General features: G+C 58.8%; 25 protein-coding genes and 1 pseudogene. 14 read left to right on the top strand and 12 right to left on the bottom strand.

Annotation, left to right across the window (positions count from 1 at the left end; genetic code table 11):
• Positions 1-39: 39 nt before the first annotated feature.
• Together PSH57_RS14370 and PSH57_RS14365 are read right to left on the bottom strand one after the other, a co-directional pair.
• Positions 40-1527: a hypothetical protein gene (locus tag PSH57_RS14370; RefSeq protein ID WP_305383570.1), complete on the bottom strand. Its 1488-nt coding sequence runs from the start codon at positions 1525-1527 to the stop codon at positions 40-42.
• A gap of 685 nt (positions 1528-2212) precedes the next feature.
• Entirely contained in the window at positions 2213-3238 is a 1026-nt protein-coding gene (locus PSH57_RS14365) for a zinc-dependent alcohol dehydrogenase family protein (RefSeq protein ID WP_305383569.1), read from the bottom strand.
• A gap of 256 nt (positions 3239-3494) precedes the next feature.
• On the opposite strand from PSH57_RS14365, the gene PSH57_RS14360 reads away from it, so the two are divergent.
• Positions 3495-4409 (top strand): LysR family transcriptional regulator, encoded by a 915-nt coding sequence (locus PSH57_RS14360; RefSeq protein WP_305383568.1) that lies wholly within the window; start codon positions 3495-3497, stop codon positions 4407-4409.
• Between the two features lie 261 nt (positions 4410-4670).
• Here PSH57_RS14360 and PSH57_RS14355 read toward each other — a convergent pair whose 3' ends face one another.
• Positions 4671-5594, bottom strand: a complete 924-nt coding sequence (locus tag PSH57_RS14355; protein ID WP_305383567.1) for an alpha/beta hydrolase — start codon at positions 5592-5594, stop codon at positions 4671-4673.
• Positions 5595-5836: 242 nt separating this feature from the next.
• Here PSH57_RS14355 and PSH57_RS14350 point away from each other — a divergent pair, with 242 nt between their 5' ends.
• The 9 genes from PSH57_RS14350 (at position 5837) to PSH57_RS14310 (ending at position 14327) form a co-directional block, all read left to right on the top strand.
• Positions 5837-6640 (top strand): RraA family protein, encoded by an 804-nt coding sequence (locus PSH57_RS14350; RefSeq protein WP_305383566.1) that lies wholly within the window; start codon positions 5837-5839, stop codon positions 6638-6640.
• A gap of 2 nt (positions 6641-6642) precedes the next feature.
• Complete coding sequence (locus PSH57_RS14345; RefSeq protein WP_305383564.1) at positions 6643-7089, top strand: nuclear transport factor 2 family protein; 447 nt, start codon at positions 6643-6645, stop codon at positions 7087-7089.
• A 1-nt stretch (position 7090) separates the two neighbouring features.
• Positions 7091-8482, top strand: a complete 1392-nt coding sequence (locus PSH57_RS14340; protein WP_305383562.1) for an aldehyde dehydrogenase (NADP(+)) — start codon at positions 7091-7093, stop codon at positions 8480-8482.
• Between the two features lie 13 nt (positions 8483-8495).
• Positions 8496-8789 carry a Dabb family protein gene (locus PSH57_RS14335; RefSeq protein WP_305383560.1) on the top strand — a complete coding sequence of 98 codons (294 nt, stop codon included), beginning with the start codon at positions 8496-8498 and terminating at the stop codon, positions 8787-8789.
• Between the two features lie 55 nt (positions 8790-8844).
• Positions 8845-10131 (top strand): MFS transporter, encoded by a 1287-nt coding sequence (locus tag PSH57_RS14330; protein WP_305415841.1) that lies wholly within the window; start codon positions 8845-8847, stop codon positions 10129-10131.
• Between the two features lie 52 nt (positions 10132-10183).
• On the top strand, positions 10184-10996 hold the full coding sequence (locus PSH57_RS14325) for an NAD-dependent epimerase/dehydratase family protein (protein WP_305383558.1): 813 nt from the start codon (positions 10184-10186) through the stop codon (positions 10994-10996).
• The gene (locus tag PSH57_RS14320) at positions 10993-12084 is read left to right on the top strand and encodes a mandelate racemase/muconate lactonizing enzyme family protein (protein ID WP_305444663.1); all 1092 of its coding nucleotides are present in this window, start codon (positions 10993-10995) and stop codon (positions 12082-12084) included. Before PSH57_RS14325 ends, PSH57_RS14320 begins: the two co-directional genes overlap by 4 nt.
• An 84-nt stretch (positions 12085-12168) precedes the next feature.
• Positions 12169-13038: an aldose epimerase family protein gene (locus tag PSH57_RS14315; RefSeq protein WP_305383556.1), complete on the top strand. Its 870-nt coding sequence runs from the start codon at positions 12169-12171 to the stop codon at positions 13036-13038.
• Between the two features lie 35 nt (positions 13039-13073).
• Complete coding sequence (locus PSH57_RS14310; RefSeq protein ID WP_305415839.1) at positions 13074-14327, top strand: OprD family outer membrane porin; 1254 nt, start codon at positions 13074-13076, stop codon at positions 14325-14327.
• 3 nt (positions 14328-14330) lie between these two features.
• Here PSH57_RS14310 and PSH57_RS29310 read toward each other — a convergent pair whose 3' ends face one another.
• Together PSH57_RS29310 and PSH57_RS14300 are read right to left on the bottom strand one after the other, a co-directional pair.
• Entirely contained in the window at positions 14331-14645 is a 315-nt protein-coding gene (locus tag PSH57_RS29310; protein ID WP_422766100.1) for an SMP-30/gluconolactonase/LRE family protein, read from the bottom strand.
• A gap of 544 nt (positions 14646-15189) precedes the next feature.
• A complete protein-coding gene (locus tag PSH57_RS14300; RefSeq protein ID WP_305444661.1) occupies positions 15190-15936 on the bottom strand; it encodes an IclR family transcriptional regulator in 747 nt (248 codons plus the stop codon).
• 578 nt (positions 15937-16514) lie between these two features.
• On the opposite strand from PSH57_RS14300, the gene PSH57_RS14295 reads away from it, so the two are divergent.
• The 3 genes from PSH57_RS14295 to PSH57_RS14285 all read left to right on the top strand — a co-directional run bounded on the left by PSH57_RS14295 (position 16515) and on the right by PSH57_RS14285 (position 19202).
• Positions 16515-17417 carry an alanyl-tRNA editing protein gene (locus PSH57_RS14295; protein WP_305383551.1) on the top strand — a complete coding sequence of 301 codons (903 nt, stop codon included), beginning with the start codon at positions 16515-16517 and terminating at the stop codon, positions 17415-17417.
• Between the two features lie 263 nt (positions 17418-17680).
• Positions 17681-18316 carry a LysE family translocator gene (locus PSH57_RS14290; RefSeq protein WP_305415836.1) on the top strand — a complete coding sequence of 212 codons (636 nt, stop codon included), beginning with the start codon at positions 17681-17683 and terminating at the stop codon, positions 18314-18316.
• 109 nt (positions 18317-18425) lie between these two features.
• The gene (locus PSH57_RS14285) at positions 18426-19202 is read left to right on the top strand and encodes a PhzF family phenazine biosynthesis protein (RefSeq protein WP_305383548.1); all 777 of its coding nucleotides are present in this window, start codon (positions 18426-18428) and stop codon (positions 19200-19202) included.
• Between the two features lie 168 nt (positions 19203-19370).
• Here the strand turns inward: PSH57_RS14285 and PSH57_RS14280 are convergent.
• Positions 19371-19996: pseudogene (locus PSH57_RS14280) on the bottom strand (LysE family translocator).
• A gap of 65 nt (positions 19997-20061) precedes the next feature.
• Between PSH57_RS14280 and PSH57_RS14275 the strand changes: the two are divergent.
• Positions 20062-20985, top strand: coding sequence for a LysR family transcriptional regulator (locus PSH57_RS14275; protein ID WP_305383546.1), 924 nt, complete (start codon positions 20062-20064; stop codon positions 20983-20985).
• 6 nt (positions 20986-20991) lie between these two features.
• Here PSH57_RS14275 and PSH57_RS14270 read toward each other — a convergent pair whose 3' ends face one another.
• The 6 genes from PSH57_RS14270 to PSH57_RS14245 all read right to left on the bottom strand — a co-directional run bounded on the left by PSH57_RS14270 (position 20992) and on the right by PSH57_RS14245 (position 24979).
• Complete coding sequence (locus PSH57_RS14270) at positions 20992-21384, bottom strand: Lrp/AsnC family transcriptional regulator (RefSeq protein WP_305383545.1); 393 nt, start codon at positions 21382-21384, stop codon at positions 20992-20994.
• A 12-nt stretch (positions 21385-21396) separates the two neighbouring features.
• Entirely contained in the window at positions 21397-22158 is a 762-nt protein-coding gene (locus tag PSH57_RS14265; protein ID WP_305383544.1) for an ABC transporter ATP-binding protein, read from the bottom strand.
• A gap of 51 nt (positions 22159-22209) precedes the next feature.
• The gene (locus tag PSH57_RS14260; protein WP_305383542.1) at positions 22210-22920 is read right to left on the bottom strand and encodes an ABC transporter permease; all 711 of its coding nucleotides are present in this window, start codon (positions 22918-22920) and stop codon (positions 22210-22212) included.
• On the bottom strand, positions 22917-23645 hold the full coding sequence (locus PSH57_RS14255) for an ABC transporter permease (protein ID WP_305383540.1): 729 nt from the start codon (positions 23643-23645) through the stop codon (positions 22917-22919). The genes PSH57_RS14260 and PSH57_RS14255 overlap by 4 nt, the downstream gene beginning before the upstream one ends.
• A gap of 59 nt (positions 23646-23704) precedes the next feature.
• Complete coding sequence (locus tag PSH57_RS14250) at positions 23705-24487, bottom strand: transporter substrate-binding domain-containing protein (protein ID WP_305383539.1); 783 nt, start codon at positions 24485-24487, stop codon at positions 23705-23707.
• 174 nt (positions 24488-24661) lie between these two features.
• Complete coding sequence (locus PSH57_RS14245) at positions 24662-24979, bottom strand: DMT family transporter (RefSeq protein WP_305383538.1); 318 nt, start codon at positions 24977-24979, stop codon at positions 24662-24664.
• Between the last annotated feature and the right edge of the window lie 61 nt (positions 24980-25040).

Genomic DNA, 25040 nt, shown 5'->3' with positions numbered 1-25040 from the left:
GCCGGATACGTGGCGAATGAATCCGTCAAACCTCGACCCTCAATGCCGTGCCGAACGTTCGCGCAAGGCGTCGGCGCCCTGCCCGGCTTCTTCAGCGTCGACGTCATCAATGGCGTTGCGCGAATCAATCCCCGACACCACTTCCTGCTCCAGCGGCGTAATGCTCGCCCGATACAGCTTGCCGACCATGTCGATGGGCAGGCCGCTGACATCGACCATCCATTGGGCCACCTGATCGGCGATGTTCGCGCCCTGCATGGCCTTGTGCAGGTCCGGCATCGCCACCAGCATGCCGGGATGGCAGCAACGCAGGAAGTGCTCCAGGCCTGCGCCTTGCTCAACGAATGGGGCGAACAACATGCACACCAGTTGCGTTTCGTTGAGCCCCAGGGTTTTGTGCGCTTCGCTGGCGGCCTGGGCACGGCGCTCGGGGATGGCCGAGGGTGGGCCAAACAGCGTCCTGGCCTGTTCGCAGACGTGCTCGGGCAGTTGCTTGCGGTGCATGATCATGATTGCTCGTTGTACGTAGTCCCCGTAACCCGCTTCGTAGCTGCGCCCCTGCAGATAGCAGGCCTGAAGGCCATGCAAATGAGCCGACATCAGCGGGCTGAGGTACTCGTTTTCCGGCGCCGATGCGACGAATTCATCGGTCCGTACCCGCAGAAACTCACTGAACAGCGGCCAGTTGGTTTCTTCCGAGCTGTCGACGATCAGATCGTCGATACCAATATGGCTCACGCGCCGACAAGCCTCGAAATGCCCCTCGGGTCTCCACGCGCCCAGGTGGTCCTGGCCATAAAAACCCTGGTAGGGATTCGCGCCCAGGGTATCGAGTTGCGCGAAGAGACTGTCGAAACCGCTGGACGGGTCAGTGGCCAGGCCTACCTTGCGGGCAGCGCGCCGAAGGCCCGACATGAACTGTTTTTGCTCGCGAGGCGTATCACTGCTGACTAACGAGTCCACCCCGCTCTCCCAACGAGCCATATGCCGGTAGAACTCCGCCATCGCCAGGTAGCCGTGATCACCTACCTCCAAGGGGCTGTCGACCGAGCGCAGGTGGCCCAGAACGAGCGCGTCCATGCGATTGGCCTCATGCCCGACCACCGACAAAGGCTGCTTGTGATTGAATGGCACCACTTCGCGGTTATCCGCCATCAGCAGCTCCACCCGGGGATCGTCGTAGACGAACAGCGCGCTATAGCAGCGGTGGATGTTTTCCAGGGTCGCCTGGGTGGTTTCGCTCAAACGAGGGGTGGCGACGCGCAGGTCGAAGGTCACCGGATGCCGGCCCGCGATGCTCAATTGCGCGGCCCGCAACGCCGCCAGGACATAAAAGCTGTCCCGGCTCCCGTTCTGGACTGTCAACACGCGATAGTCGCCGATCCGGTCAATGCCTCCGGCCGCGACAATTAAACGCTGGATCAAAAGCTGCAACGCAGTACGTTCCGCGCGGGAATAAAAACCTGACAATCGCTGCAGTATCTGCTGATACACGTGAGTCATTGCCTGCTCATGAATTGCACTCATAGCCATTTACCTGGAAATTCAACTATCGGCGTCGCACCCGCACAACGTGACCGAGCGACGGGTTGGTCTGGATGGATTGTTTTAGTACTGCAAAGAGTATTGGTAATACGCTCAAGCTTTGCTTGTCGTAATTATTTGATACATGTGCTGGAGCGTTCGCCTCCTTTGCTTGGGTGCGTGCCTGCAAGCCGCTAGATCAAAGGGTTCCGTCGTTTTTTTAGCGCGTCCTAGGAGAATTCCGACAACGTCCTTCAGACAATGAGTACGAAAAACAAAGAACATGCCTAACTTGAATTGACCCCCAGCCCCCGTCTGTTTTCCCCAAAGGCGACTGATAGCGTTAAACCAAGTAACGCCTGAAGCGGCTTGAGCCGGCCCTGAAGGATGACGATCTTCTAAAAACTTGTATTGCGCCACGACTTCTTCCTTGAGATGGAAATCAGCGTTCAATTATCAGGACTTAAATAACGATTAGAAGATACAGATTGAGGGCAAAAACCAGTTCAGTTCCATGGCGATTAAACAGTTTTCTGGTTTTTAGCGAACAGCAGCGTCCAATCGAGGGTGATTGCCGGGCGCGAGGGCATCACCGCCAGACTTCAGGAGCCGGGGCATGAGAGCGGAGGGGCGAGACGGGCGAAGGCAGCGCAAGAGTCTGAACGATGACTCTTGCGCAGGAGGAGAATCAGGTAGGGTCGACTACCTCAAGGGCGACGCGTTCACGGCAGGGGCATTCGCCCATGTAACGGTGGGCTTCAACAAACTCGGAGAATGGAAACACCCGGGTCTTGAGCGGCAACAGCACGCGATCGGCGGTCAGTTGATTGATATCACGCAGTGCTCGCTGCAAAGCCACCTGGTCCTGGATGATGCCCAGTTCCGGCTTGCCGGTAAAATTGCCGATGCAGTGTACAAAGAATTGAATGTTCTTCTGGAACGCCGCGCAGGCTGGGAACGGTGTCTGGTTACCGCCCTGCAAGCCATACAGCACCAGGCTGCCCCGAGGTGCGAGCACGTCGCCGAGCAGCGACATTTGCGGCCCGCCGAGGCCATCGAACACCACATCGACGCCACGGTTATCAGTGAGCTTGTTGATTTGCATCAGCAAGTCCTGCTCTTCGGTGACGATCACTTTCTCAGCACCGAGCGACAGCAGGTACTCACGCTCGTCGGCGGTCTTGGTGGCTGCGATCACCCGCACACCCAAGGCCTTGCCCAGTTGCACGAAGGATGGGCCGGCGCAATGACTGGCATCGGTGACCAGGGCAAACTGCCCCGGCTTGACCCGTGCCAAGTCCACATAGGCGAAATAGGCGATCAGCAGGGGCGTGTAGTGCACCGCGGCTTCAATCGGGGTGAGCACATCGGGATAACGGGTCAGCGCGGTACGCGGCAGCACGATGATCTCACCGTACACCGGGTAATCGTTCGGGCTCTCGGCAGGGAAACTGGCAACTTTGTCGCCTACAGCCAGGTCGTCGACACCGTCTCCGACAGCCGTCACCACCCCGGCCATTTCATGACCAAGGCCCGAAGGCAGGTGTGCCTGGGACGACGCCAGGTTCTGGCGCCACAGGATGTCATACCAACTGATGCCGATCGCTTCGACACGGACCTGCACTTCTCCTGGCGCAGGAAGAGCCGCCGCATGCTCTTCGCATTTGAGCACCTCGGCACCACCAAACTTGTGAAAACGGATCGTGCGGGACATCGCAAACCTCGTCAAAGTAACCTCTAATGCCATGAACTCTATCCGGGCTTTGTACCCAAGACCATCAGTGGCTATTAATAGTCGACATGCCTGTCATTGATTCCGCAGCAAAAAATTGAGCCAGTCCTGCAGGGTCTACCCTAAGAAAAAGCAATTAGCCGGTGCAGAGTACCAGTCTTTCCCCGTAAGATTCATGCCGGTCATTGTTCTCATATGGCCGCTCACGTCAAGCTTGCTGAATCTGCCAGGACCCCAGATGAATCGTAATGACCTGCGTCGTGTCGACCTGAACCTGTTGATCGTGTTCGAAACATTGATGCATGAACGCAGTGTGACCCGAGCCGCCGAGAAGCTGTTCCTCGGCCAGCCGGCCATCAGTGCCGCACTGTCGCGCCTGCGCAACCTGTTTGATGACCCGCTGTTCGTGCGCACCGGTCGCAGCATGGAACCTTCGGCCCGGGCAGTCGAGATCTTCGCCCTGCTCTCCCCGGCCCTGGATTCGATCTCCACGGCAGTCAGCCGTGCGGCGGAGTTCGACCCGGCCACCAGCACCTCGGTGTTTCGTATCGGCCTGTCGGACGATGCCGAGTTCGCCCTGCTGCCGATGCTGCTCAAACGCCTGCGGGCCGAGGCACCCGGCATTGTGCTGGTGGTGCGGCGAGTCAACTACATCCTGATGCCGGGTCTGCTGGCGTCCGGCGAAATCTCCATCGGCGTCAGCTACACCGAGGATCTGCCGGCCAACGCCAAGCGTAAAGTCTTGCGGCGCAGCCTGCCCAAAGTACTGCGGGCCGACACGGCCCCAGGACGGCTGGCCCTGGATGAATTCTGCGCCCGGCCCCATGCCCTGGTGTCCTTCGCCGGCGATCTGAGCGGTTTCATCGATGAAGAGCTGGAGAAACTGGACCGCAAGCGTCACGTGGTACTGGCCGTGCCGCAGTTCAATGGCCTGAGCACGCTGCTGGCGGGCACTGACATCATCGCCATCGTGCCCGACTACACCGCCGACGCTCTGACCGCCGCTGGCGGCGTTCGCGCCGAGGACCCACCGATTCCGGTACGCAGCTTCGAACTGCACATGGCCTGGCGCGGTTCCCAGGACAACGACCCGGGTGAGCGCTGGTTGCGTTCGCGGATTCAGATGTTTTTTGGGGATCCTGAGAGTCTTTAGGCGTCGTCGGGCAGGCTGTTTAGCTGATCATTTCTGCCTTTCCACCACCCATGGAGCTCCATTCACTTCCAGTGGATTGCTCCATTGGGGGTACATCTGAGGGCATGCTTTGGATGGTTTGAAAAGGATGCCCCCAGCCTGAGGTCCGGCAGTCCCAATCTCGAAAAAGTCACTCTGATGGTGGGGTTGATGGGCCATACCCGGCTGAGGATTTTTCCGTGCCAGCGTCTCACTCAGTGAGACTCTCCCAAGTACGGAGCCTTATAACAATGCAGTGCGCAAGGCGGCGGCAACTGCGTCATAGAAACTCTCCACTGCCGCAACCCCACTCGCACGCAGGCTGGCGTGCACTAGCCCTTCACCGACGTACAGTTCGGCAGGCACCTGGGCCTGTCTTAACATCGCCACGTAGGCCCGGCCTTGATCACAGAGCGGATCCCACTGCGCCACGCCAACAAATGCCGGAGCCAGTCCAGTGGCGGCCTCCTGCTCCAGTGCCAAGGCCTGGGGGTCGCGCTGACTAGACTCGTCTGGCACATATCCAGCAAGCGACGCCATCAGCCCTTGCGTGGTGAGCATCGGTGCGCAGGCATGTTCGCGCATGGAGGCGAACTGCTGATGTGCACTGAGTACCGGGTACACCAATGCCTGCAGGTACGGCTGGGCTAAGCCTCGCTCACGCAGCGCAACACATAACCCTGCCGCCAAGGTCCCACCGGCGCTGTCTCCTGCCACTGCCAGGCGCTCAGAAGAAAGTCCGGCCAACCGTCCTTCGCGCAAGTGCAGCCACACCATTAACGCATCCTCCAATGGCGCGGGAAACGGATGCTCCGGCGCCAGTCGGTAGTCCACGGCCACCAGTGCAACCTGCAGGCGCCGGGCCAGGGCGAAGGCAAACCAGTCATGGGTGTCGTGCGCACCCATGCTCCAGCCGCCGCCGTGTAGGTACAACACCGTGGGCCAGCCGCCGTGAGGTACATCACCCGCCGGGAAATAGATTCTCACCTGCCGCCCGCCCACACACTGATCGTCAATCAGCAGGTGCGCCGGGGCAGGCGGCGTGAAATGCCGACAGGCCTCGGCAAACGCTGTGCGTCGCGCAGAAAGCGTGTCGTTGAGGGGAGTGAAACTGGCACTGGTATCGACATAGGCCTGCAAGGCGGGATCAAGCGAGTACAGGGGCATCGGGGCAATCCTTGGGAAAGAACACCGGCCCAGACTACCGCGCAGCGGCGTTGCCCTCGCATGACGCCGTGCGGCTGCGCCGAGGCGAGTCCCGCGATGTGAGACAGCAAGCCCTCAGCATACGCCGCGATGTTTTGCCACGGCCGAGGTTGCGCATAGCATCGGCCCATCGCTCGCCTCGCCAGATGATTGTCACCGCGAGCAGAACTTACCCCGTCGTCACGGGATGCCAGGAGAACCGAATGGCTATTCACCAATACGCTGAAGCAAACGAAAACACGGCCAAGCGCGACGTAACCGTCAGCGACCAGACACTGGAAAAACTGGCCCGTTGCTCCAGCGGTTCGTTGACCACCCAACTGTTCAAGCGCGGCTATCGTCAGCCGGCATTTGTCGGCCTCAAGGCCATGAGCCGCACCGCCAAGCCGTTCGCTGGACGTGCTTTCACCATGCGCTTTATCCCGGCCCGTGAAGACATCGACACCTACGGCACCATGACCACCAAACCCAACGGCGACAACCTGCAATGGCAAGGTGTGGAGCAGATCCAGCCGGGCGACGTGTTGGTGATCGACAGCCGCAACGACGCCGCTGCCGCGTCCGCCGGTAACATCCTGGTGACCCGCCTGCTCGCTCGCGGTGCCCGTGGCATCGTGACCGACGGCGCATTGCGCGACGGCAGCGAGATCGCTGAACTGCCATTGCCCGCTTACGCTCGCGAAATCGTCGCCACCACGCGCATTTCCTACCACCACGTGGCCGACCTGCAGGTGCCGATTGGCTGCGCCGGCATCGCCGTGTACCCCGGTGACGTGATTGTCGGCGACGCCGATGGCCTGACCCTGGTGCCCGCGCACCTGGCTGAGGAACTGGCCGAGGTGTGCCTGGAACAGGACGACATCGAAAACTACCTGGCCATGCGCATCGCCGCCGGTGAAGCACTGTGGGGCGTTTACCCGCCAAGCCCCGAGGCCGTCGCGGCCTACCAGGATTGGGTTGCCTCCGGTCGCCCACACATTCCGTCAATTATCGGCACAGGAGTTTGATCATGGCCGAGCACAAACACGCCCAAACCATCCGTCGCTACTTCGACGCGTGCAATGCAGCGGACTACGACGCGCTGGTCAGCTGCTTCACCCCGGACGCCGTGCACTACTTTCCGGACGGTCTGCCGGAGATTCCGTGGCGCACCGCCGACACCATCGCGCGCAAGTGGCAGTGGTGCGTGGCAAACCTGGGTTCGCAGTGGACCATCGAGAAGATCCTGGTGAGCCACGACAGCAATGAAGCCGTGATCGAGTGGACCCACTGGAAAAGCAAGCTGGGCACCGCCTTGCGTGGAGACGAGTGGTACATCTTCGACAAGGACACGGGCCTGATCAGCGAGATTCGCGCTTACTACGCCTCGCCTGCCAAGCAGGACGTGACCATCAATGAACTGGTGGCCTTCGACTACGAAGGTCGCGGCTACCACTTGACCCCCCTGGAGGCTTGAGATGAGCGAATATTCCGTAGTCGACGCCGCCGTTGCCCAAGCTCGCGCTGCCGCACCGCTGTGGGCGCAAGCCAGCGCAACGGTACGTGCCTCATTGCTGCGCGGACTGGCTGAAGCCCTGGAGGCGCAAAAGGACAGCCTGATTGCCCTGGCCGACGAAGAAACCCACTTGGGTGCCGGACGCCTGGGCGGTGAAATTGCGCGCACAGCTTTCCAATTGCGCGGGTTTGCCGATGGCCTCTCCATCGGGCCCGCCTATACCCGCGTTGTTGACGAAGCCGTGGCCGGCGCACCGCCTGCCGGTCGTCCGCAACTGACTCGTGTACTGCGCCCACTGGGCCCAGTAGCAATGTTCTCAGCGAGCAACTTCCCCTTCGCGTTTTCCGTACTCGGCGGCGACACCGCATCGGCCCTGGCGGCAGGATGCCCGGTGGTGGTCAAGGTCCACTCCGGTCATCCGCGCCTGTCCCAGGTCGTGTTCGATCTGGCCCGTGAGGTGGTGCGTGCCCAAGGCTTGCCTGAAGGTTTGCTGACCTTGGTGGATAACGCCAGCCGTGGCGCCGGTGGCTATCTGGTGCAACACCCGGACATCGCCGCCGTGGCATTCACCGGTTCGTTCCAGGGCGGTACCGCCTTGTGGAAACTGGCCAATGAGCGCTCACGCCCGGTGCCGTTTTTTGGCGAGCTGGGTTCGATCAACCCGTTGGTGGCCCTGCCAGCCGCGCTGGAGCAAAACAGCGCCGAACTGGCCAACACACTCGCCACCTCGATCACCATGGGGTGCGGTCAGTTCTGCACCAGCCCGGGCTTGATTGTGGTGCTTAATGGAACGACCAGCGAGCGTTTCATCGGCCAACTCTGTGAAGCACTGGCGCCGATCCAAACTCACGCCATGCTCACCCCAAGCATGCGTCAGGGTTTTGAGACGGCCAGCACCCATGTGGCAGGCCATGCCACCACCCTGCTCGCACCCGGCCCGGATGTACAAGGTCCGGCGCCACGGGTGTACGCCACCGATGCGCCGACCTTTATTCAGAACCCGGCGCTGCGCGAAGAAATGTTCGGCCCCGGCGCATTGGTCGTGAAGGCGCGTGATCTGGCGCAGGTCCACCAGGTCTTGCAGGCCGTCGGCGGCACGTTGACTACCACGTTGTGGGGGGCCAACGAAGACACCTCAGCCAACCGCGCACTGGTACAGGTCGCCGAAGCGGTATCGGGCCGCGTGCTGTTCACCGGCGTGCCGACCGGTGTGGCGGTTTGCGCCGCTCAGCAACATGGCGGTCCATGGCCGAGTTCCACCACACCACAGACCACTTCGGTCGGCTACGCCGCCATCGAGCGCTTCCTGCGCCCGGTGGCCCTGCAAGACGCACCGGCCTGGGCCCAGGCGTAAGGAGGCTAGCGCCATGATGCGACACCTCGTCATGTTCCGCCGCCTGCCTGAGGTGGCCGTGAACCTGGATCTGGAACAGCAACTGGTGCAGCGTATGCAGCACCTGCCGGAACAGATCGATTTCATCCGCGACTGGACCGTCGCGGCCAATGAGCTGGATCGTCCCATTTGCTGGGACTACCTGCTTGACTCAAGCTTCGACGATGCCGACGCGGTGGAGCGTTACCTGCCCCACCCAGCCCACCAGGCGCTCGTCAAGGACCTGAAGCAGTACTTCGAATGGGTTGCTGTGGACTACACCTGCTGAAACCCGCTCGACCACAACAATAGGCGCGCCCCAACGAGGGCGCGCGGAGACAGCGATGAATAACAACAAACCCTATCGTTGGGTGATCTTGACGATGCTGTTCCTGGCCATGGTCATCAACTACGTGGACCGTGCTGCACTGTCGATTGCAATGCCCTTCATCACCCAGGATTACCACCTGACACCGTCGGAGAAGGGCCTGATCTTCTCCAGTTTTTTCTTTGGTTATGCGTTGTTCTGTTTTGTCGGGGGCTACCTGGCCGACCGTTTCGGGCCCAAGCGTGTGCTCACCTGGTCGATGGGGTTCTGGTCGGTGCTCTGCGGTTGCACGGCCCTGGCGTTTAACTTCTGGTCGTTGCTGATCGTGCGCGCATTGTTTGGCGTGGGCGAAGGCCCGGTCAGTACCACGGCCAATAAAGCCATCAACAGTTGGTTCCCCATCAAAGAACGTGCCCGCGCCATTGGTTTCGCCCAAGCCGGCGGCCCGCTGGGCGGTGCACTTGCGGGCCCGATCGTCGGTTTCCTAGCCTTGTGGCTGGGCTGGCGCGTGGCGTTCGTGGTGATTGCCAGCATCGGTATCGTCTGGGCAATCGCCTGGTTCCGCATGGCCGCGTCCACGCCCAAGGAACACCCCAAGGTAGGCCTGCAGGAACTGGCACTGATCAACGCCGACCGTGAAGTTCCGGTGCAGGCGACAGCAGAGGCACCGCGTACGCCAGTGATGCAGATCATCATGCAACGGGCTGTACTGGTCACCGGTGTCTCGCTGTTTTGCTACAACTACATCCTCTACTTTTTCATGACCTGGTTCCCCAGCTACCTGATCGATGCCAAGGGCATCGACCTCAAGTCCATGAGCATCGTCACCGCCCTGCCGTGGTTTGTCGGCACCCTCGGCTTTATCGCGGGCGGGGTGTTGATCGACTGGGTCTTCAAGCGCACGGGCCGCCGGTTGTTCTCGCGCAAGGTAGTGCTGGTAACTTGCTTACTGATCGCTTCGTGCTGCATCGGTATCACAGGGCAACTGGAGAGCGTGACATCGACCGTAGTGGTGATGACCGCGGCGATTGGTTTCCTGATGCTTTCGGCCCCTGCGTACTGGTCGCTGATCCAGGACGCGGTGCCGGATCACCAGGTAGGTACGGCCGGGGGCTTCATGCATGGACTCGCCAACCTGTCCGGCATCGTCGCGCCGACGCTCACCGGGATCATCATCCAGAGCACCGGCACCTTTGCTAGCGGTTTTGGCCTGGCGGGTATCCTCGGCATTTTCGGCGCCTTGATCGTGGCGTTCTTCGTGACGGCGCCCACAGCCCCACAGGCTGTAGCAGCAACCGCCTGATTTTTTCGCCGCCCGTGCGCGGGCGGCACGGACAAGCATTCGAGTATTGGCTATGCAAACACTTTTGATCACAGGTGCCGCCGGCATCGTTGGCACCGCCCTGCGTCCTTACTTGCGCCAGAAATACCGGCTGCGCTTGCTCGACCGTCAACCGATCCTCGGTCTTGAAGCAGGCGAAACCGCACTGGTGGGTGATCTGACCGACCCGGCCTTTGTCGATCAGGCCGTCGCCGGCAGCCATGCGGTGCTGCACTTGGCGTGCGCCCATGGCACCGGGATCGCCTTTGGCAGCACCGTGGAGCCGAACTACCACGCCACCCTTTACCTGCTCGAAGCGGCAGAACGCCATGGTGTGCAACGTTTCATCTTTACCAGCAGCCACCATGTGCTCGGTCAGTACCGCACTGACGCTGCCGAGACCTTCGACGAAATGCCGGCTGCCGCCGACAGCTACTACGCCTTGAGCAAAGTGTTCGGTGAAGCCGCCTGCGCCGCCTGGACCCTGCGGTATAAGCTGCCAACCTTTGTGATCCGTATTGGCAACGCTGATGCCAAGGTCAGCGATGCCCGCCGCCTGCGCCTATGGACCAGCGCCCGCGACTTGGCGCAACTGGTGCGCATCGGCCTGGAGCATCCGCAGGTCAGCCACGAAATTGTCTACGGTGTGTCTGAGTGCCCTGATGCATTGTTCAGCAATGCCCGTGCCCGCGCACTGGGTTATGCACCTCAGGATAACGCTGCCGACCACCTGGCTGCCGACTTCCTGCCGTACGAGGCAATGGACCCTGTTCACTCCGGACGTGACCACGTCGGCGGCAGCTACGCCAGTGCTGCGCTGACGGCCTTGCTGGGGGCTCGCTCATGAAAATCACCCGACTGGACACTTACATTGTCGAGATCCCCTTCACCGATGGTGGCAAAGGGCACGATGTCACGCCGACCACTTGGAACACACTGGAAAACGTGCTGGTCCGGGTAGAAGACGAATGCGGCAACGTAGGCTGGGGTGAGGCATTCGGTTACTTCGTCGCCAATGCTACCCGCGCACTGATCCAGCGCTTGTTCATGCCGTTGCTGGTCGGTCGCGAAGTGCATGATATCGCCCAGTGGAACCTGGATACCCAACTGGCGCTGCATCTGTTTGGTCGCTATGGCGTCACCACCTTTGCGCTCTCGGGTGTGGACATGGCGCTGTGGGACCTCAAGGCACGCCGTGAAGGCGTACCACTGCATCGTCTGCTGGGCGAAGCAACCCGCACCTCGATTCCCGCCTATGCCAGCCTGGTGCGCTACGGCGAGAACAGCGTGGCGCCCATGGTTTGCCAGAAAGCGCTGGAGCAAGGCTTCAAGACCATCAAGCTGCATGAAGTGAGCATCGAGGAGATCGCCCGTTGTCGTGACGCCATAGGTGCCGATACACCTTTGGCCTCTGACGTGAACTGCGCCTGGAAAGAGGAGGATGTACGCACTTGGTTGCCGCGCCTGGCAGGCCTGAAACTGGCGTGGCTGGAAGAGCCGATTTTCCCGCCGGAAGACTTCGCCACCCTGGCCAGCCTCCGCGGCGCCGGCGTGCCGATCTCAGCAGGCGAGAATTGGTGCACCACGCACCAATTCGAACAGGCCCTCAAGATGGGCGCAGTGGATTCGATCCAGCATAGTGTGACCAAGGTCGGCGGCATTACCGAATGCCTGCGCATCGCCGAGTTGGCCAGCCTGCACGACACTGTGGTATTGCCGCATACCCCGTATTTCGGACCGGGCCTGATCGCCACCTTGCACCTGGCGGCAGTCCAGCCAACGGTACCCCAGGTGGAGTACCTGTATGTGCAGCCACAAGGCTGGCTCTATGACGTGCGCGGCCTGCTGCATGACGGTGAACTGAGCGTGCCGCAGGGCCCCGGACTTGGCCTGGACATGGACATGAACGTGTTCGAGCGCTTCCAGCGCAACTGACCCAACCCTTGACGCACTAGCCCTCTCCGGCGCCCTCGGGCCGCCGGCCAGGCTCCTGCATGCCCGAAAAAATACGGAGCGACCATGCATACCCTGGCATTGCACAACGAAGTCTGGTCCCTGACCTTATTACCACAATGGGGCGGCCGCATAGCCAGCCTCAAGGTAGGCGAGCTGGATGTGTTAACTCCGCTCCATACCGACAGCTTTGATCCGCTGAATTGGCCGCGAGGTGGCGCCTACCCGCTTCTGCCCTACTCCAACCGCCTGCGCAATGCGCATCTGAAGCACGCGGGCCTGATCCATGCGTTGCCGGCACACCCCGCCGCCCGCCCGCACACGCTGCATGGCGTCAGCCACACCCTGACCTGGGATGTGATCGAACACAGCGCCACCTACGCCCTGCTGGCAGTGGACTATAGCGGCGAACACTGGCCATGGCCGGTGCGTTTCCAACAACGCTTCGAACTCCACAGCGACGGTGTGCGGCTGCAACTGTCGGTCACCAACCTGGGTCACACCTCAATGCCGGCGGGCCTGGGCATGCACCCGTACTTCCAGCGCCACCCCGGCATGACCGTACGCTTCGCCCCTGCCCTGGCCTGGGACATCGACTCGGACTACCTGCCCACCGGTAGCGTGCGCGAACTGAGCGAGCCGCTACTGCTGCCAGCCGATGTCGCCCATGAAGTGGCGGTGTACGGCTCACGCTGGGACGGACGCCTGCAACTCGACTACCCCCAGGGCCAGGTGCTGCTGACGGCGGAGATGCCATTGAGTCACCTGGTGGTTTTTGCCCCATCCGGTGCGCCCTACCTGTGCCTGGAGCCGGTATCGCACCTGGCGGACGCCTTCAACACGCCACCCGCGCAATGGCCCGAGCGAGGCACCCAAGTGCTCGACGCAGGGCAAACGCTGAGCGCTGCGCTTTCACTCACCTGGACCCCTGCCTGACCCGATCAGACCCACACCGAAGGACAACAATAACAATGAACTTCTATCGCTCCCTGCCTATTCTCAGCCTGGGTCTTGCACCCGTCGTGGCCTATGCCGACCTCATCGATGACGGCAAAGCTTCGCTGACCCTGCGCAACTTCTACTACAATCACGACCTGCGCGACGCCAAGGCGCCGGCGCAGTCTAAAATCGAAGAGTGGGCCCAAGGCTTTATCTTCAAGGCCCAATCAGGCTACACCGACACGCCCATCGGCGTTGGCGTGGACGTCTATGCCGGGCTTGGCCTCAAGCTCGACTCCTCGCCCGCCCGCAGCGGCAGCGAGCTACTACCCGGTTTTACCAAGCGACTGGGTGCCCCACGCGACAGTGACCCGCGCTCGGTCAATGAGTATTCCGAAGGTACCGCTGCGCTGAAACTGAAGTATTCCAAGACCGAACTGAAGATCGGCGGGCTGTTTCCCAAGATTCCACTGGTGTACGCCGGCGACTCACGCCTGCTGCCGCAATTCTTCGAAGGGGTGACGATCGACAGTCAGGAGATCAAGCATTTCACCTTCAGCCTCGGACAGATGCGCCAGACTAACTATCGCGGGTTCTCCCACTCCACCGATATGCAGACCGGTAACTACCTGAACGTCAGCAGTGACCGCTTCAACTACTTGGGCACTACCTGGGCCCCGGTGCAGTCGTTCAGCCTGGGCGTGTGGGCCGGCGAATTGGAGGACGTCTATCAGCAGAAACTGATCACCGCCTCGAAGTTTGTGGATGTGGGCGCCTGGCGCCTGGCGGGCACCATGAGCCATATGGACACGGGCGAAGCCGGATCAGCCCTCGCCGGTGCCCTCGACAGTCGCCTGACCTCGGCCCTGGCCAGCGCCGCCTACAACATGCACAAAGTCACCGTGGGTTACCAATACAACGCCGGCGACAGCGCGCTGCCGTTTCTGCAGGAAACCGATCTGCCTGGCGTGGGCAACGCGATCCAGGTGATGCGCTTCGACCGCGCCCAGGAACGGTCGTGGCAAGGCCGCTACGACATCAACTTCGCCGGCTGGGGCGTGCCGGGCCTGACTGCGTTTGCGCGTTATGTGCATGGGGACAACTTCGAGGTCAACGGCCGGCCGGGCAAGGAATGGGAACGCAACATCGACCTGAGCTATGTGATCCAGTCGGGCACATTCAAGGACTTGGCACTGCGCCTGCGCAATGTCGAGATACAGGGTGACGCCACCGGACGACGTGATGAGAGCCGCGTCATCCTCTCCTATACCTTCGCCTTGAAATAACCCTTAGGCCGGGCCCCGGGTCAGCGGGGCAGGCGCACCTTGGCTGCCGGCAGGCGTACTCATGACGGTCCCGGACCATGGAGCATTCTTGAGCGCCTGCCGGCTGACCGCCTGCCGCGATGAGGTGACAAACAGAGTACGCCCATCGACCGCCCCAAAGCACAGGTCGGTGGGCGACGCGACCGGTACACCGAGCATGCGCTCCAGGTTGCCCTCGTGGTCAAACTTGACGATGCTCCAGCCGCCGGACAACGCCGTCCACACGCTGCCGTCCTCATCCACCGCCAGGCCACTGAGTTGGCCCGAGCCCTTGGGCATGCTGGTGAACCGGCGCACTTCGCCGCCAGCGCGCAGCCGGTACACACTGCCAGACTCTGGCGCCAGCGCGAACAACTGCTGACGCGGCGAATCCCAGCACAGCGCGCCTATGGCCTCACTGATCTGCCAATGGCTGGTGAGTGTGCCATCGCGGGAGACTTCGCCGACCTTCCACTGGCCGCTGCCCATTCGGATCGCCGCCCAGACCCGCCCGTCACGATCACAACACAGGCAGGTGGGTGTACCAAAACCCCAAGGGGTACGATGCCGCACCTCACCTTTGTCGAAGAGAAAGTACTCGTCCTCCAGCGCCACAAACAGCCCGTTCGGCGTGAGTTCCAGGCCCATGATCGGTTTTTCGGTGCGCAGGATCCGCTTGGTACCTTCGCCGCCATGGCGGAAGACCGCCGGGCCGAGTTTATCCGCCCAGTACAAGCATTTTTCACTGGCACTCCAACGCGGGTGCCCGCCCAAAAATGCCCATTGGCTACTCACCGGCTGCAACTCATCCGGGCGCGCCTCGGCCTGCTTCACCGCCAGTTGGCTACCCACCCGCTGCGCCGATGCCGCCACTTCCGGACCGAGCAGGGTCAATCGTTCCAGGGTCAGGCGATAGGCCGGGCCGGCGATGCTCAGCGCGCCGCGTACCTGGCCCGCGCTGTCCACCACCGGGCGCGGCTACGCAGCGCACGCCGAGCACAATTTCTTCGTCATCGATGGCATAGCCGCGCACGCGGGTGACATCCAATTCGGTCATCAGGCGGTTGCGGTCGGTGATAGTCAGCGGTGTCAGGGCAGTAAGGGTCATGTGCTTGACCAGCTCACGCCGCTCTTCATCCGCCAATGCACTGAGGATCGCCTTGCCCTGCCCCGTGCAGTACATGGCCTTGCGCTGGCCCATCGAGGCGGCGGAGCGTCGGCTGTGGGCGCCATCACAGCGCTCCAGGGACAACACCTGATCGCCGTCGCGAATCGCCAGATAGGTAGTTTCCCCGGTCAAATCACGCAAGGCGCGCAGCTCGAAGCTCGCAGCAGCGATCAGATCCGGCTCCATCCAGGCACCGCGCACCAACTCCAGGTAACGAAAGCCCAAGCGGTAGCATTTATTGTTGGCGTCACGGCGCACCATGCCACGTTCAATCAAAAGGGCCAGTAGGCGATAAAGCGTGGCACGAGGGAGGTTCAACTGTGCGGCGAGTTGCTGATTATCCAGGCCGTCAGTGGAGAGTCCGATGGCTTCAAGAATGTCGAAGGTTTTGTCGAGAACGGCGGTTCCCTTTATTCGGTCCATGCTGACCTCTTTGTAGTTTTCTCAGATGTATCACATGCCAGGAAATTGCTGATGAAAAATACGCCAATTATCCATACTCGGTCCCATGATGTGAGAATTCGGTCTGTCATGTAGATACAACAATATCTAAGCGGCAACGGTTGAATGCCCGCTGCGGCATAGCAAATGGTCCTGATAAGTGATAGCCAAACACCTTCGTCAGCGTTCAGGATTTCGGCATCCAAGCGAACCCTGTGGCTGGCAGGGCCTGGAAGCCAAGCATTTGCTCGTGCTGGAAATCCTCGATACGGCACGCACGCAGCGCTCCCAACTATTGATCCGCCTCAGCAACCTTCAGCTGCAACAGTCATTATGTTGACTTTATTTGGATTTAATTATCAATATAATGACCTTTCAGGGAATTTCAGCCCTGATTTAAAGTCGGTCTGAAGGTTCGCCAAATTCACCGCGATCGGTGCGGTCTTGTCGGACTTGAAGTCAATGAACATAGGGCTTGGCACAGTTGTGACCTTCATGAAGGCCATGATTTCTCTGCCTGGCATATCGATTGACGCACACAGCAAGAAGGCAGCAAACATATGAAATTCGAAACTTCCCTGAAAAGTGGTACGTTCGTAACTTTCCCAGGCGGCGCCCTCACCGGCCAAGGCAGGATCGAATTTGCAGCGCCTTACGCCGAAGACTGCTGGTTCATTATCGCAGATCAAACACCAGTGCATCCCCTGAGTTCCCGGTGGCCGGATCAACCAGGCGATCTGGGTCAAATCACCTTCGCGGACGGTGCGCTATTCAATTTTACCGACGCCTGGACGGGGTTGGTGGATACCGAAGCCGGTGTACTTTTGATTGGTGAGGAAGTCAACCTCGCCAGGAAGGGTGAAGGGGATTGGCAAAGTGTGGTTGTCCACATCGTTCAATCCGCTCAGAACATGCACGCCTATGTTGGCCAGGAAGCACGCTTCACGGTCGATCCACATAGACGCAAGGCGCTATCCGTAGCTCATACCGCGGCCCATCTCGCCGCTCTTGCATTGAACGCGGCGTCAGCTCCTTTCTGGACCAAAGCGTTTTCGAATGTCGATGCATTTGGACGACCCAATCTCGACAAGGCGGCAATACAGATGTCTTCAATACAACAGGATCTGTCCACAGATATTTATCGATTGGGCAAGTCTCTCAAGAAGAAGGGCTTTGATCGCGATCGTTTTCACGAACACATTGAAAGCTTGGGCGCAGAGATCAATTCGATAATACGCTCTTGGCTGAAGTCAGAAGCGCTCATCAGTGTGACTCCGCCCGAAGGACTGCTTGATGATGTTCGGCTCTGGCGTTCGAACCTCAATGGCACCGAGGTAACTATCCCCTGTGGTGGAACCCATGTGGGTTCGCTTTCAGATATCAGCCAGATTGAGGTGAATTTGGCGCCAACAGAGGACGGCTTTGTCATGACCACGCGCGGGCAAAACCGCAGGCTGATGTGAGCGCCACCCGCAAGCCGCGCGGCCTGATCTAAGCGCGCTGCGTGTTGGCTTGCTGAGAAATGAGGGAGCACTGCGCACTGCATGAGCAGGTCAACCTAGTTGAACGCGATGCGCGACGTCGCGTGACAGGATGAACCCTCTGGGTTTGTATAGACTCCAGGCAACCGCCGGCAGGTGCCGGAGCGGGCAATTAACTGTATTAATCACACAGTCTTCTAACTCCGGCTGATGACAAACATGTTGTGTTTGCGCAGAGGTAAACCATGTCATTTGATCCTCATCACCTACTGCTTGTATTTACTGCCTACATTGTTGGAGCGGCCAGCCCTGGCCCAAGCAATATGCGAATCATGGGCGTCGCGATGCACCAAGGACGCAAGCCTGCCTTGCTGCTGGCAGCCGGTGTAATCAGCGGCTCTTTTTTCTGGGGATCAATGGCGGCCTCAGGTGTGTCGGCCATCCTGGCGCAATTTGCACAGGTGCTTTTCGCACTGAAAATCGTCGGCGGAATCTACCTTATTTATCTCGCCATCAAGGCCGGGCGCTCGGCTTTTGCGTCTGACACGCGAATTGAACAAATGTTGGCGGCTGCCCCTACGGTGTCGGGCTTGAGTCTCTACCGACGAGGGTTACTCATGCATCTCACTAACCCAAAGGCACTGCTGGGCTGGGTCGCGACCATGACGCTTGGCCTTGGGCCCGAAGCCACGCCGACAACAGTCGCGGTTATCCTGGCCGGCTGTGCCGTACTGAGCATCACAATCTTCTTTGGCTACGCGATTATCTTCTCCACTGCTCCCATGATTCGCGGCTACCGCAGGGCTCGACGCTGGATTGAAGGCACCCTCGCACTCGTGTTCGGTGCGGCAGGAATAAAGCTGCTGCTTTCACGTAGTTGAGACAGCAAAAGACAGCAAAAGACAGCAGGATTGCACTCCCTCATCGCTTAAAAAGTCGGTATATTGACTTATATAGTCAATATAAAATGAGCCCGACATGATACTCACAATGTTCCAGGTAGATGCGTTTTCCGAAACTGTATTCGGCGGCAATCCAGCCGCCGTTCTGCTCCTTGAAGATTGGCTACCTGATGAACTGATGCAGTCGATCGCCAACGAAAACAATCTGGCAGAGACCGCATTTGTTAAACCTTCCGGAGACCACTGGGCACTGCGCTGGTTTACTCCAACGGTTGAAGTGAATTTCTGTGGGCACGCGACACTGGCCAGCGCTCACATATTGATTACCGAATTCGGTGTGCCCGGACCGTTACGCTTCTCGACACGGGTAGGAGACCTGAACGTGCAGGCATTGGGCAACGAGTATCTACTGGATCTCCCCTGCATTGAGCCGGAACATTCGACTGGACTTCCGCCTGGCATCGCGCCCCTATTTCTCGACAATGCCGTCAATCATTTCAAGAACTTTGAGAACGTGTTTATCCAGTTGGCCAGCGAGCAGGAAGTCCGCACCTATCAACCGGATCTCAACACACTGGCGAAACTCGGGCCGGTTGGGGTGGTCATTACGGCTACCGGCGAAACGTACGACTTCATCTCGCGTTATTTTGCCCCTGGTGCAGGGATTCCTGAAGACCCTGTGACTGGCTCGATCCACGCGACGTTGGTGCCCTACTGGGCAGAGAAACTTGGGAAGCGCCGCCTGTCGGCATTCCAGGCGTCGTCCAGAGGTGGGGTCTTGCAGTGTGAACTGCAAGAGGACAGGGTGTTGATTAAAGGTAAAGCCGCCACATTCATGAAAGCAGAGATTTATCTGCCTGATTGATGGAGCAGTCGGCTGCCTGATACCCAGTGAAGATCGAGGGTTGGCTCTAAGTTTTAAATGCCTGCTGAGTGTGATCCGGCGCTGACATTAACAACCGCTTTCGCTCCGATGATGTCAGCGCCTCAAAGCCAGCATGTTCTTGCAGTGGTCATATTTGACGCCAAATCTCTATGAACGCGACGGCACGCTTGCCAAAGCCAGTAGGAGGCCGAATCCGACCAGAAGTCCGCCAAAAGCGCGATCGATCCAGTGACGTACAGCCAGCAGCTTATCCCTCACTGGACCGGCCGAAAAGCACAGCGCTACGAGGCAGAACCAGGCCATATGCGCCACTGAGATGAAAGCGCCATAACCAATCTGCACCGCCAACGGTGTTTTCAGGTCGTATCACCTGCATGAATAGGCTGACAATGAATATAGTGGTTTTCGGATTCAAAGCATTGGTCAGGAAACCAATACGCAGTGCAGCGGCGTCCGACAGCGGTGCCACTGCTCTGTCGGCAGATACATGGCTAGGCTTGGAACGGAGCATTTTTACCCCGAGGATAAATCAAGTACACAGCGCCGAACAACTTGATCGTGCTGAATAACCAGAGCGACTGCTGGATCAAAAGCCCCACGCCTACGAGGGTATAGGTGATGTGCAAGAGCACGCCTAATCCGATGCCCAAGGCTGTCAGCACACCTGCTCGACGCGAGAGCATCAGGCTGTTGCGCGAGACCATCGCAAAATCTGGTCCGGGGCTGATGACGGCAAGCAAGGTAATTGTGATTACAGCTATTAGTTCAGTCATGGCGTACTCTTTCGAAAATAACAAAGCTGCTCGATATTACAGCCTCTCCCTATTAGTGAATAACGATGCTTTCTGATATGCATGGTGACTCTGACTCACCACCAAGTGATACGCGCCTGCCCTCACTGCTCGCCCTGCGCTGCTTCGAAGCGGCGGCCCGCCTGGAGAATTTCAGCCGGGCGGCGGCCGAGTTGCACCTGACCCAAGGCGCGATCAGTCGCGCCGTGCGCCTGCTCGAAAACGAGCTGGGTGTAACCCTGTTTGATCGACGCAGTCGGCGCGTCTATCTGAACGATGCCGGGCGCACGCTCGCGCGCGCCGTGGGCGAAGGTCTGAATCTGATGCGACAGGCTGTGGGCGAGCTGCGTGCCACTACCCAACAAGGCAAACGCTGGGTACTGTCGTGCGAACCAACACTGCTGATGCGCTGGTTGATTCCGCGCTGGCCGGATTTCAAATCCCGGCATCCGGAAATTGATGTGCATCTGGTTGCAGGCGGTGGGCCGTTCACTTTCGCCAGCGGCATCGACCTGGCTATTCGCCGGGACGACTTCCCTTGGCCTGATAGCTACCACGTCGAACCCTTGTTTGTGGAAAAAGTAGGGCCTGTTTGCCGCTTCGATAAGGCCGCGGCTTGGTTCACCACGAAGAAGGCCCACACCGCGCTTAAGCCCACCGCACCTCGTCTGCACACGCGCACACGATCCGGCGCGTGGCAGGAATGGGCATCAGCAGTTGGCCAGCCTGCGCTCGACACTCCGGGGCAAACCTTCGACCACTTCTACTTCAGCTTGCAGGCGGCTGTCGCCGGTCTCGGTGTGGCTATCGGCCCGTGGCATCTAGTGCGCGACGACCTGGACAGTGGAGTGCTGGCTGCGCCGTTGAGTTTCGTTGAGGACGGCTCGCGCTATTGCCTGCTGTCAGCACAGCCGTTGCAGCCCAACAGTCCGCAGGCCGATTTGCTGGAATGGCTGCGGACTTTGGCCTAGCGGGAATCAGGAACACATGAATCCTCGCGATGAGTGCTGACGTGTCCACCTGAAAGAGGGCATAACCGCTCTCATGGCGACGCTCTGAAGATAACGTGAGCGAAAGACCTCAAACGCTTTTTGCGTGTTGCATCCCTTGCCCTCGGCCAGCGTCACCAGAACTACCAGAGACAAACCGGGTGATAGCTTGTGCTCGTCGATGAACGCACCGTAACCGCGAATGACCCCCATTCTTTCCAGCTTACGAACGCGTTGCTGACAAGGGCTCTCGCTCAAGTGCACGAGTGAGGCAAGCTTGTTGCAGGTGATGCGTCCGTTGCGGCGCAGCACGTCGACGATGGCCTCATCAATACGTCCTAAAAACTCAGAGGCCGTGTGGTTGTTTCTTCCGTTCGTCATAGCAGAGACGTTTCACTTCAGCCCGTTGGACAGAAACTGTTGCAGGCGCTCGCTTCGAGGGTTGTCCAGAATCTCAGGCCCGCCCTGCTCTTCAACCAGTCCCTGATGAAGAAACAGCAGTTGGCTTGAGACCTTGCGTGCAAACCCCATCTCATGGGTCACCATAATCATGGTGCGTCCCTCTTCAGCCAGCCCCTGGATGACTTTCAACACCTCGCCCACTACCTCAGGGTCGAGCGCAGAGGTGGGTTCGTCGAAAAGCATGACCTCGGGCTCCATCGCCAGCGCACGCGCGATAGCCACCCGCTGCTGTTGCCCGCCCGAAAGAAATGCAGGGAACTGGTCGGCAACACGGGCAGGCAAGCCCACTTTATCCAGATATCGTCGGGCACGGTTCTCTGCGTCTTTTTTGCTGACGCCCAACACTCGCCTTGGGGCGATGGTGATGTTATCCAGCACCGTCATATGCCCCCATAGGTTGAAGTGCTGGAACACCATGGCCAAGCGGGTGCGTAGCCGTTGCAGTTCGCGATCATCCGCCACACGCAATCCCGCATGGCTTTTAATCATGCTGATCGGTTTGCCATCCAGGCTCATAGCGCCATCATTGGGGGTTTCGAGAAAATTGATACAGCGCAGAAACGTGCTCTTTCCCGAGCCACTGGCGCCGATCAGGCTGATGACATCGCCTGTCTTGGCTTGCAGGGAAATGCCCTTGAGCACTTCATGGGTTCCGTAACTTTTGTGTAGCCCATCAACCGTCAATTTGTACATGTTCGCAATCATCCTCTAAGCGGGTTGGGAGCAGCTCTGTCAGCTACGGGCTCAGTGAGTCGGCCCTAAAAAAGCCAGCCAATGACGTTCGGCAATTCGGAACACACCGACCAACGCAAAGGTCACCGCCAGGTAAATCAGTGCCGCAATCCCAAACGATTGAAAAGTCATAAAAGTTGCGGAGTTGGCGTCGCGGGCCACTTTGAGAATGTCCGGTACCGTGGCGGTAAAGGCCACCGTGGTCGAGTGCAGCATCAAGATCACTTCGTTGCTGTAATACGGCAGCGAGCGACGCAAGGCTGACGGCATGATCACAAACGCGTAGAGCTTCCATCCCGAGAGGCCATACGCTTTTGCAGCCTCGACCTCGCCATGGGCGACGTTGCGAATGGCCCCGGCAAATATCTCGGTGGTGTAGGCGCAGGTGTTCAGCGCGAAGGCAAGAATGGTGCAGTTCATCGCATCGCGAAAAAAAGCGTCCAACACAGGCTGAGCCCGTACTGCTGCCAGGCTATAGATCCCGGTGTAGCAGATCAGCAGCTGGATATAGAGCGGTGTACCCCTGAACAGGTAGGTGTAAAACTGTACCGGCCAGCGCACGTAAAACCTGGGCGACACGCGTGCGATAGACAATGGAATCGACACGATAAAACCGATGAAAAGCGATGCACTGAGTAACCACAACGTCATCGCCAGACCTGTGATTTGCTGGCCATCGCTGTAGACGAATGACCTCCAATACTCCTGCAGTAGTTCGATCATCGCACCGCCTCCCGTGAACCTGCGGCGTAGTGCTTTTCCAGGCAACGCAGAACGAAATTGGAGACGCTGGTGATGACCAGGTAGGTCAGTGCCGCCAGCACCAGAAAAAAGAACAATTGATAGGTGCTTTTTCCTGCATCCTGGGCAGCTTTTACCAAGTCAGCCAGGCCGATGATCGACACCAATGCGGTGGCTTTGAGAATCACCATCCAGTTGTTGCCCAGCCCCGGGAGGGCAAACCGCATCATTTGCGGGAACACAACAAAACGAAAGCGCTGAGCGCGACTTAACCCATAGGCGTTAGCGGCTTCGACCTGACCACGGGGTACTGCCAGCATGGCGCCGCGGAAGGTTTCGGTGAAATAGGCGCCATAGATAAACCCAAGGGTGATGATTCCGGCCACAAAGGGATTGATTTCGATGTACTCCCAGCCCAACGCCACAGTGATAACCGTCAGCCCGGTTTGCAGGCTGTAGAAAATCAACAGCATCAATACCAAGTCGGGCACCCCACGAATCAGCGTGGTGTAGAGCTGCGCTGGCACGCGCAACAGTTTAAGGCTTGAAAGCTTGGCGCTGGCCCCGATCAGCCCGAGCAATACGCTAAGCACCAGGGAGCACAAGGAAAGCTTGACAGTCATCCAGGTGCCTTCGAGCAGCAAAGGGCCGAAGCCTTGCAGGCTGAATGCAGAGAGCCCCAATGCACCTAATAGTGTTTCGAACATGATCAACAACCTATAGCGATAAGCGCCCACCCAGGGGATGAGCGCCGGGTGGTTATTTGTTATTTACCGCTGTAAAGATTCAGATCCCCAAAGTGCTGCTTCTGGATCGAATCATAGGTCCCATCGTCATGCAGAGCCTGGATCGCCTTGTTTAACAAGGCCTTGAGTTCTGAGTTACCCTTAGCGATGCCGATGGCCGTTTTGGAGGGCAGATAAGAACTTTCAACGGTTGAACTGATTTCGTAATCAGCACCCTGAGGGGTATTGATAAATCCTAATTGAGCTTGCAGCGTGTCTTGGAGCGATGCATCCAGCCGACCCGCTACCAGGTCGTAATACACTTGATCCTGATTCTGATAGGACTGTGTTTTCACACCTTCTTTGTCCAGCACTGCTTTGGCGTAGGCCTCCCAGATGCTGCCCTGAAAATACCCGACCCGTTTACCCTTGAGTGACGCCACGTCTGTGCTCAAGCCCGAGCCTTTTTTAAATACATAAGCTGTCAAACCAGAAAATAGCTCGTCTGAAAAATCGATGGCTTTTTCGCGAGCAGGCGTCATTGTCATTGAAGACAGAATACCATCGAATTTACCTGCTCTGAGTCCTGGTATCAGACCGTCAAAATCACTTTCCACCCATATGCATTTGACCTGTAGCTTTGCACAAATTGCATTCCCCAGATCAATATCGAACCCTTTCAGGCTGCCATCTGTCGTCCTGGATTCAAACGGCGCATACGTTGGATCTACACCAAAGCGCAGCGTTGAGTAGTCTTTTGCGGACACCACGTTACTGCACAGAGGCAGAAGCACTATCAAGAACAGTTGTCGTAGCGAAATCATAAGTAAATCCCTAGATGTTGTAGTTGGATTAAGGGCAGTAAACATCTCACAGCGTTAAAACGTGGCGCTTGTTATTCTTCGCCAAGGCCAGCGCCTCGACTTGAACGTTACCTGAGTACGGCGACTATACGAATATGGCAAGTTGAACGTTATCACGAGCAAAATGCTCGCCTTTCAAGCAGACACAAGTTTCATCATTAACAAACCACTGATAATCAATACGGCCGCCACGATCCGCAACAGCGTGGCGGGTTCACCCATGAAGAAAATACCCGCCGCAAACGCCCCCACCGCGCCGATGCCGGTCCAGATGGTATACGCCGTGCCCAGCGGCAGGTTCTTCATCGAGAATGAAAGCAGTGCAAAACTGGCGATCACGGTGATGAATGTAATTACCGTTGGCACTAACCGCGTAAATCCTTCGGATTGCTTCATCGAAAAAGCCCAGATAACTTCTAATAGACCTGCAATGATCAAACTTACCCAAGCCATGAATAACTCCCAAACAACAGGCAAACAGATAGTTCGCGCTAGAAAAAACTAACGCGCTAAC

This window comes from Pseudomonas hefeiensis (genome assembly GCF_030687835.1).
GTDB classification, from domain to species: Bacteria; Pseudomonadota; Gammaproteobacteria; order Pseudomonadales; family Pseudomonadaceae; genus Aquipseudomonas; species Aquipseudomonas hefeiensis.
The sequence above is the reverse complement of the archived record's forward strand: the minus strand, read 5'-3'. Positions and strand labels throughout refer to the sequence as shown.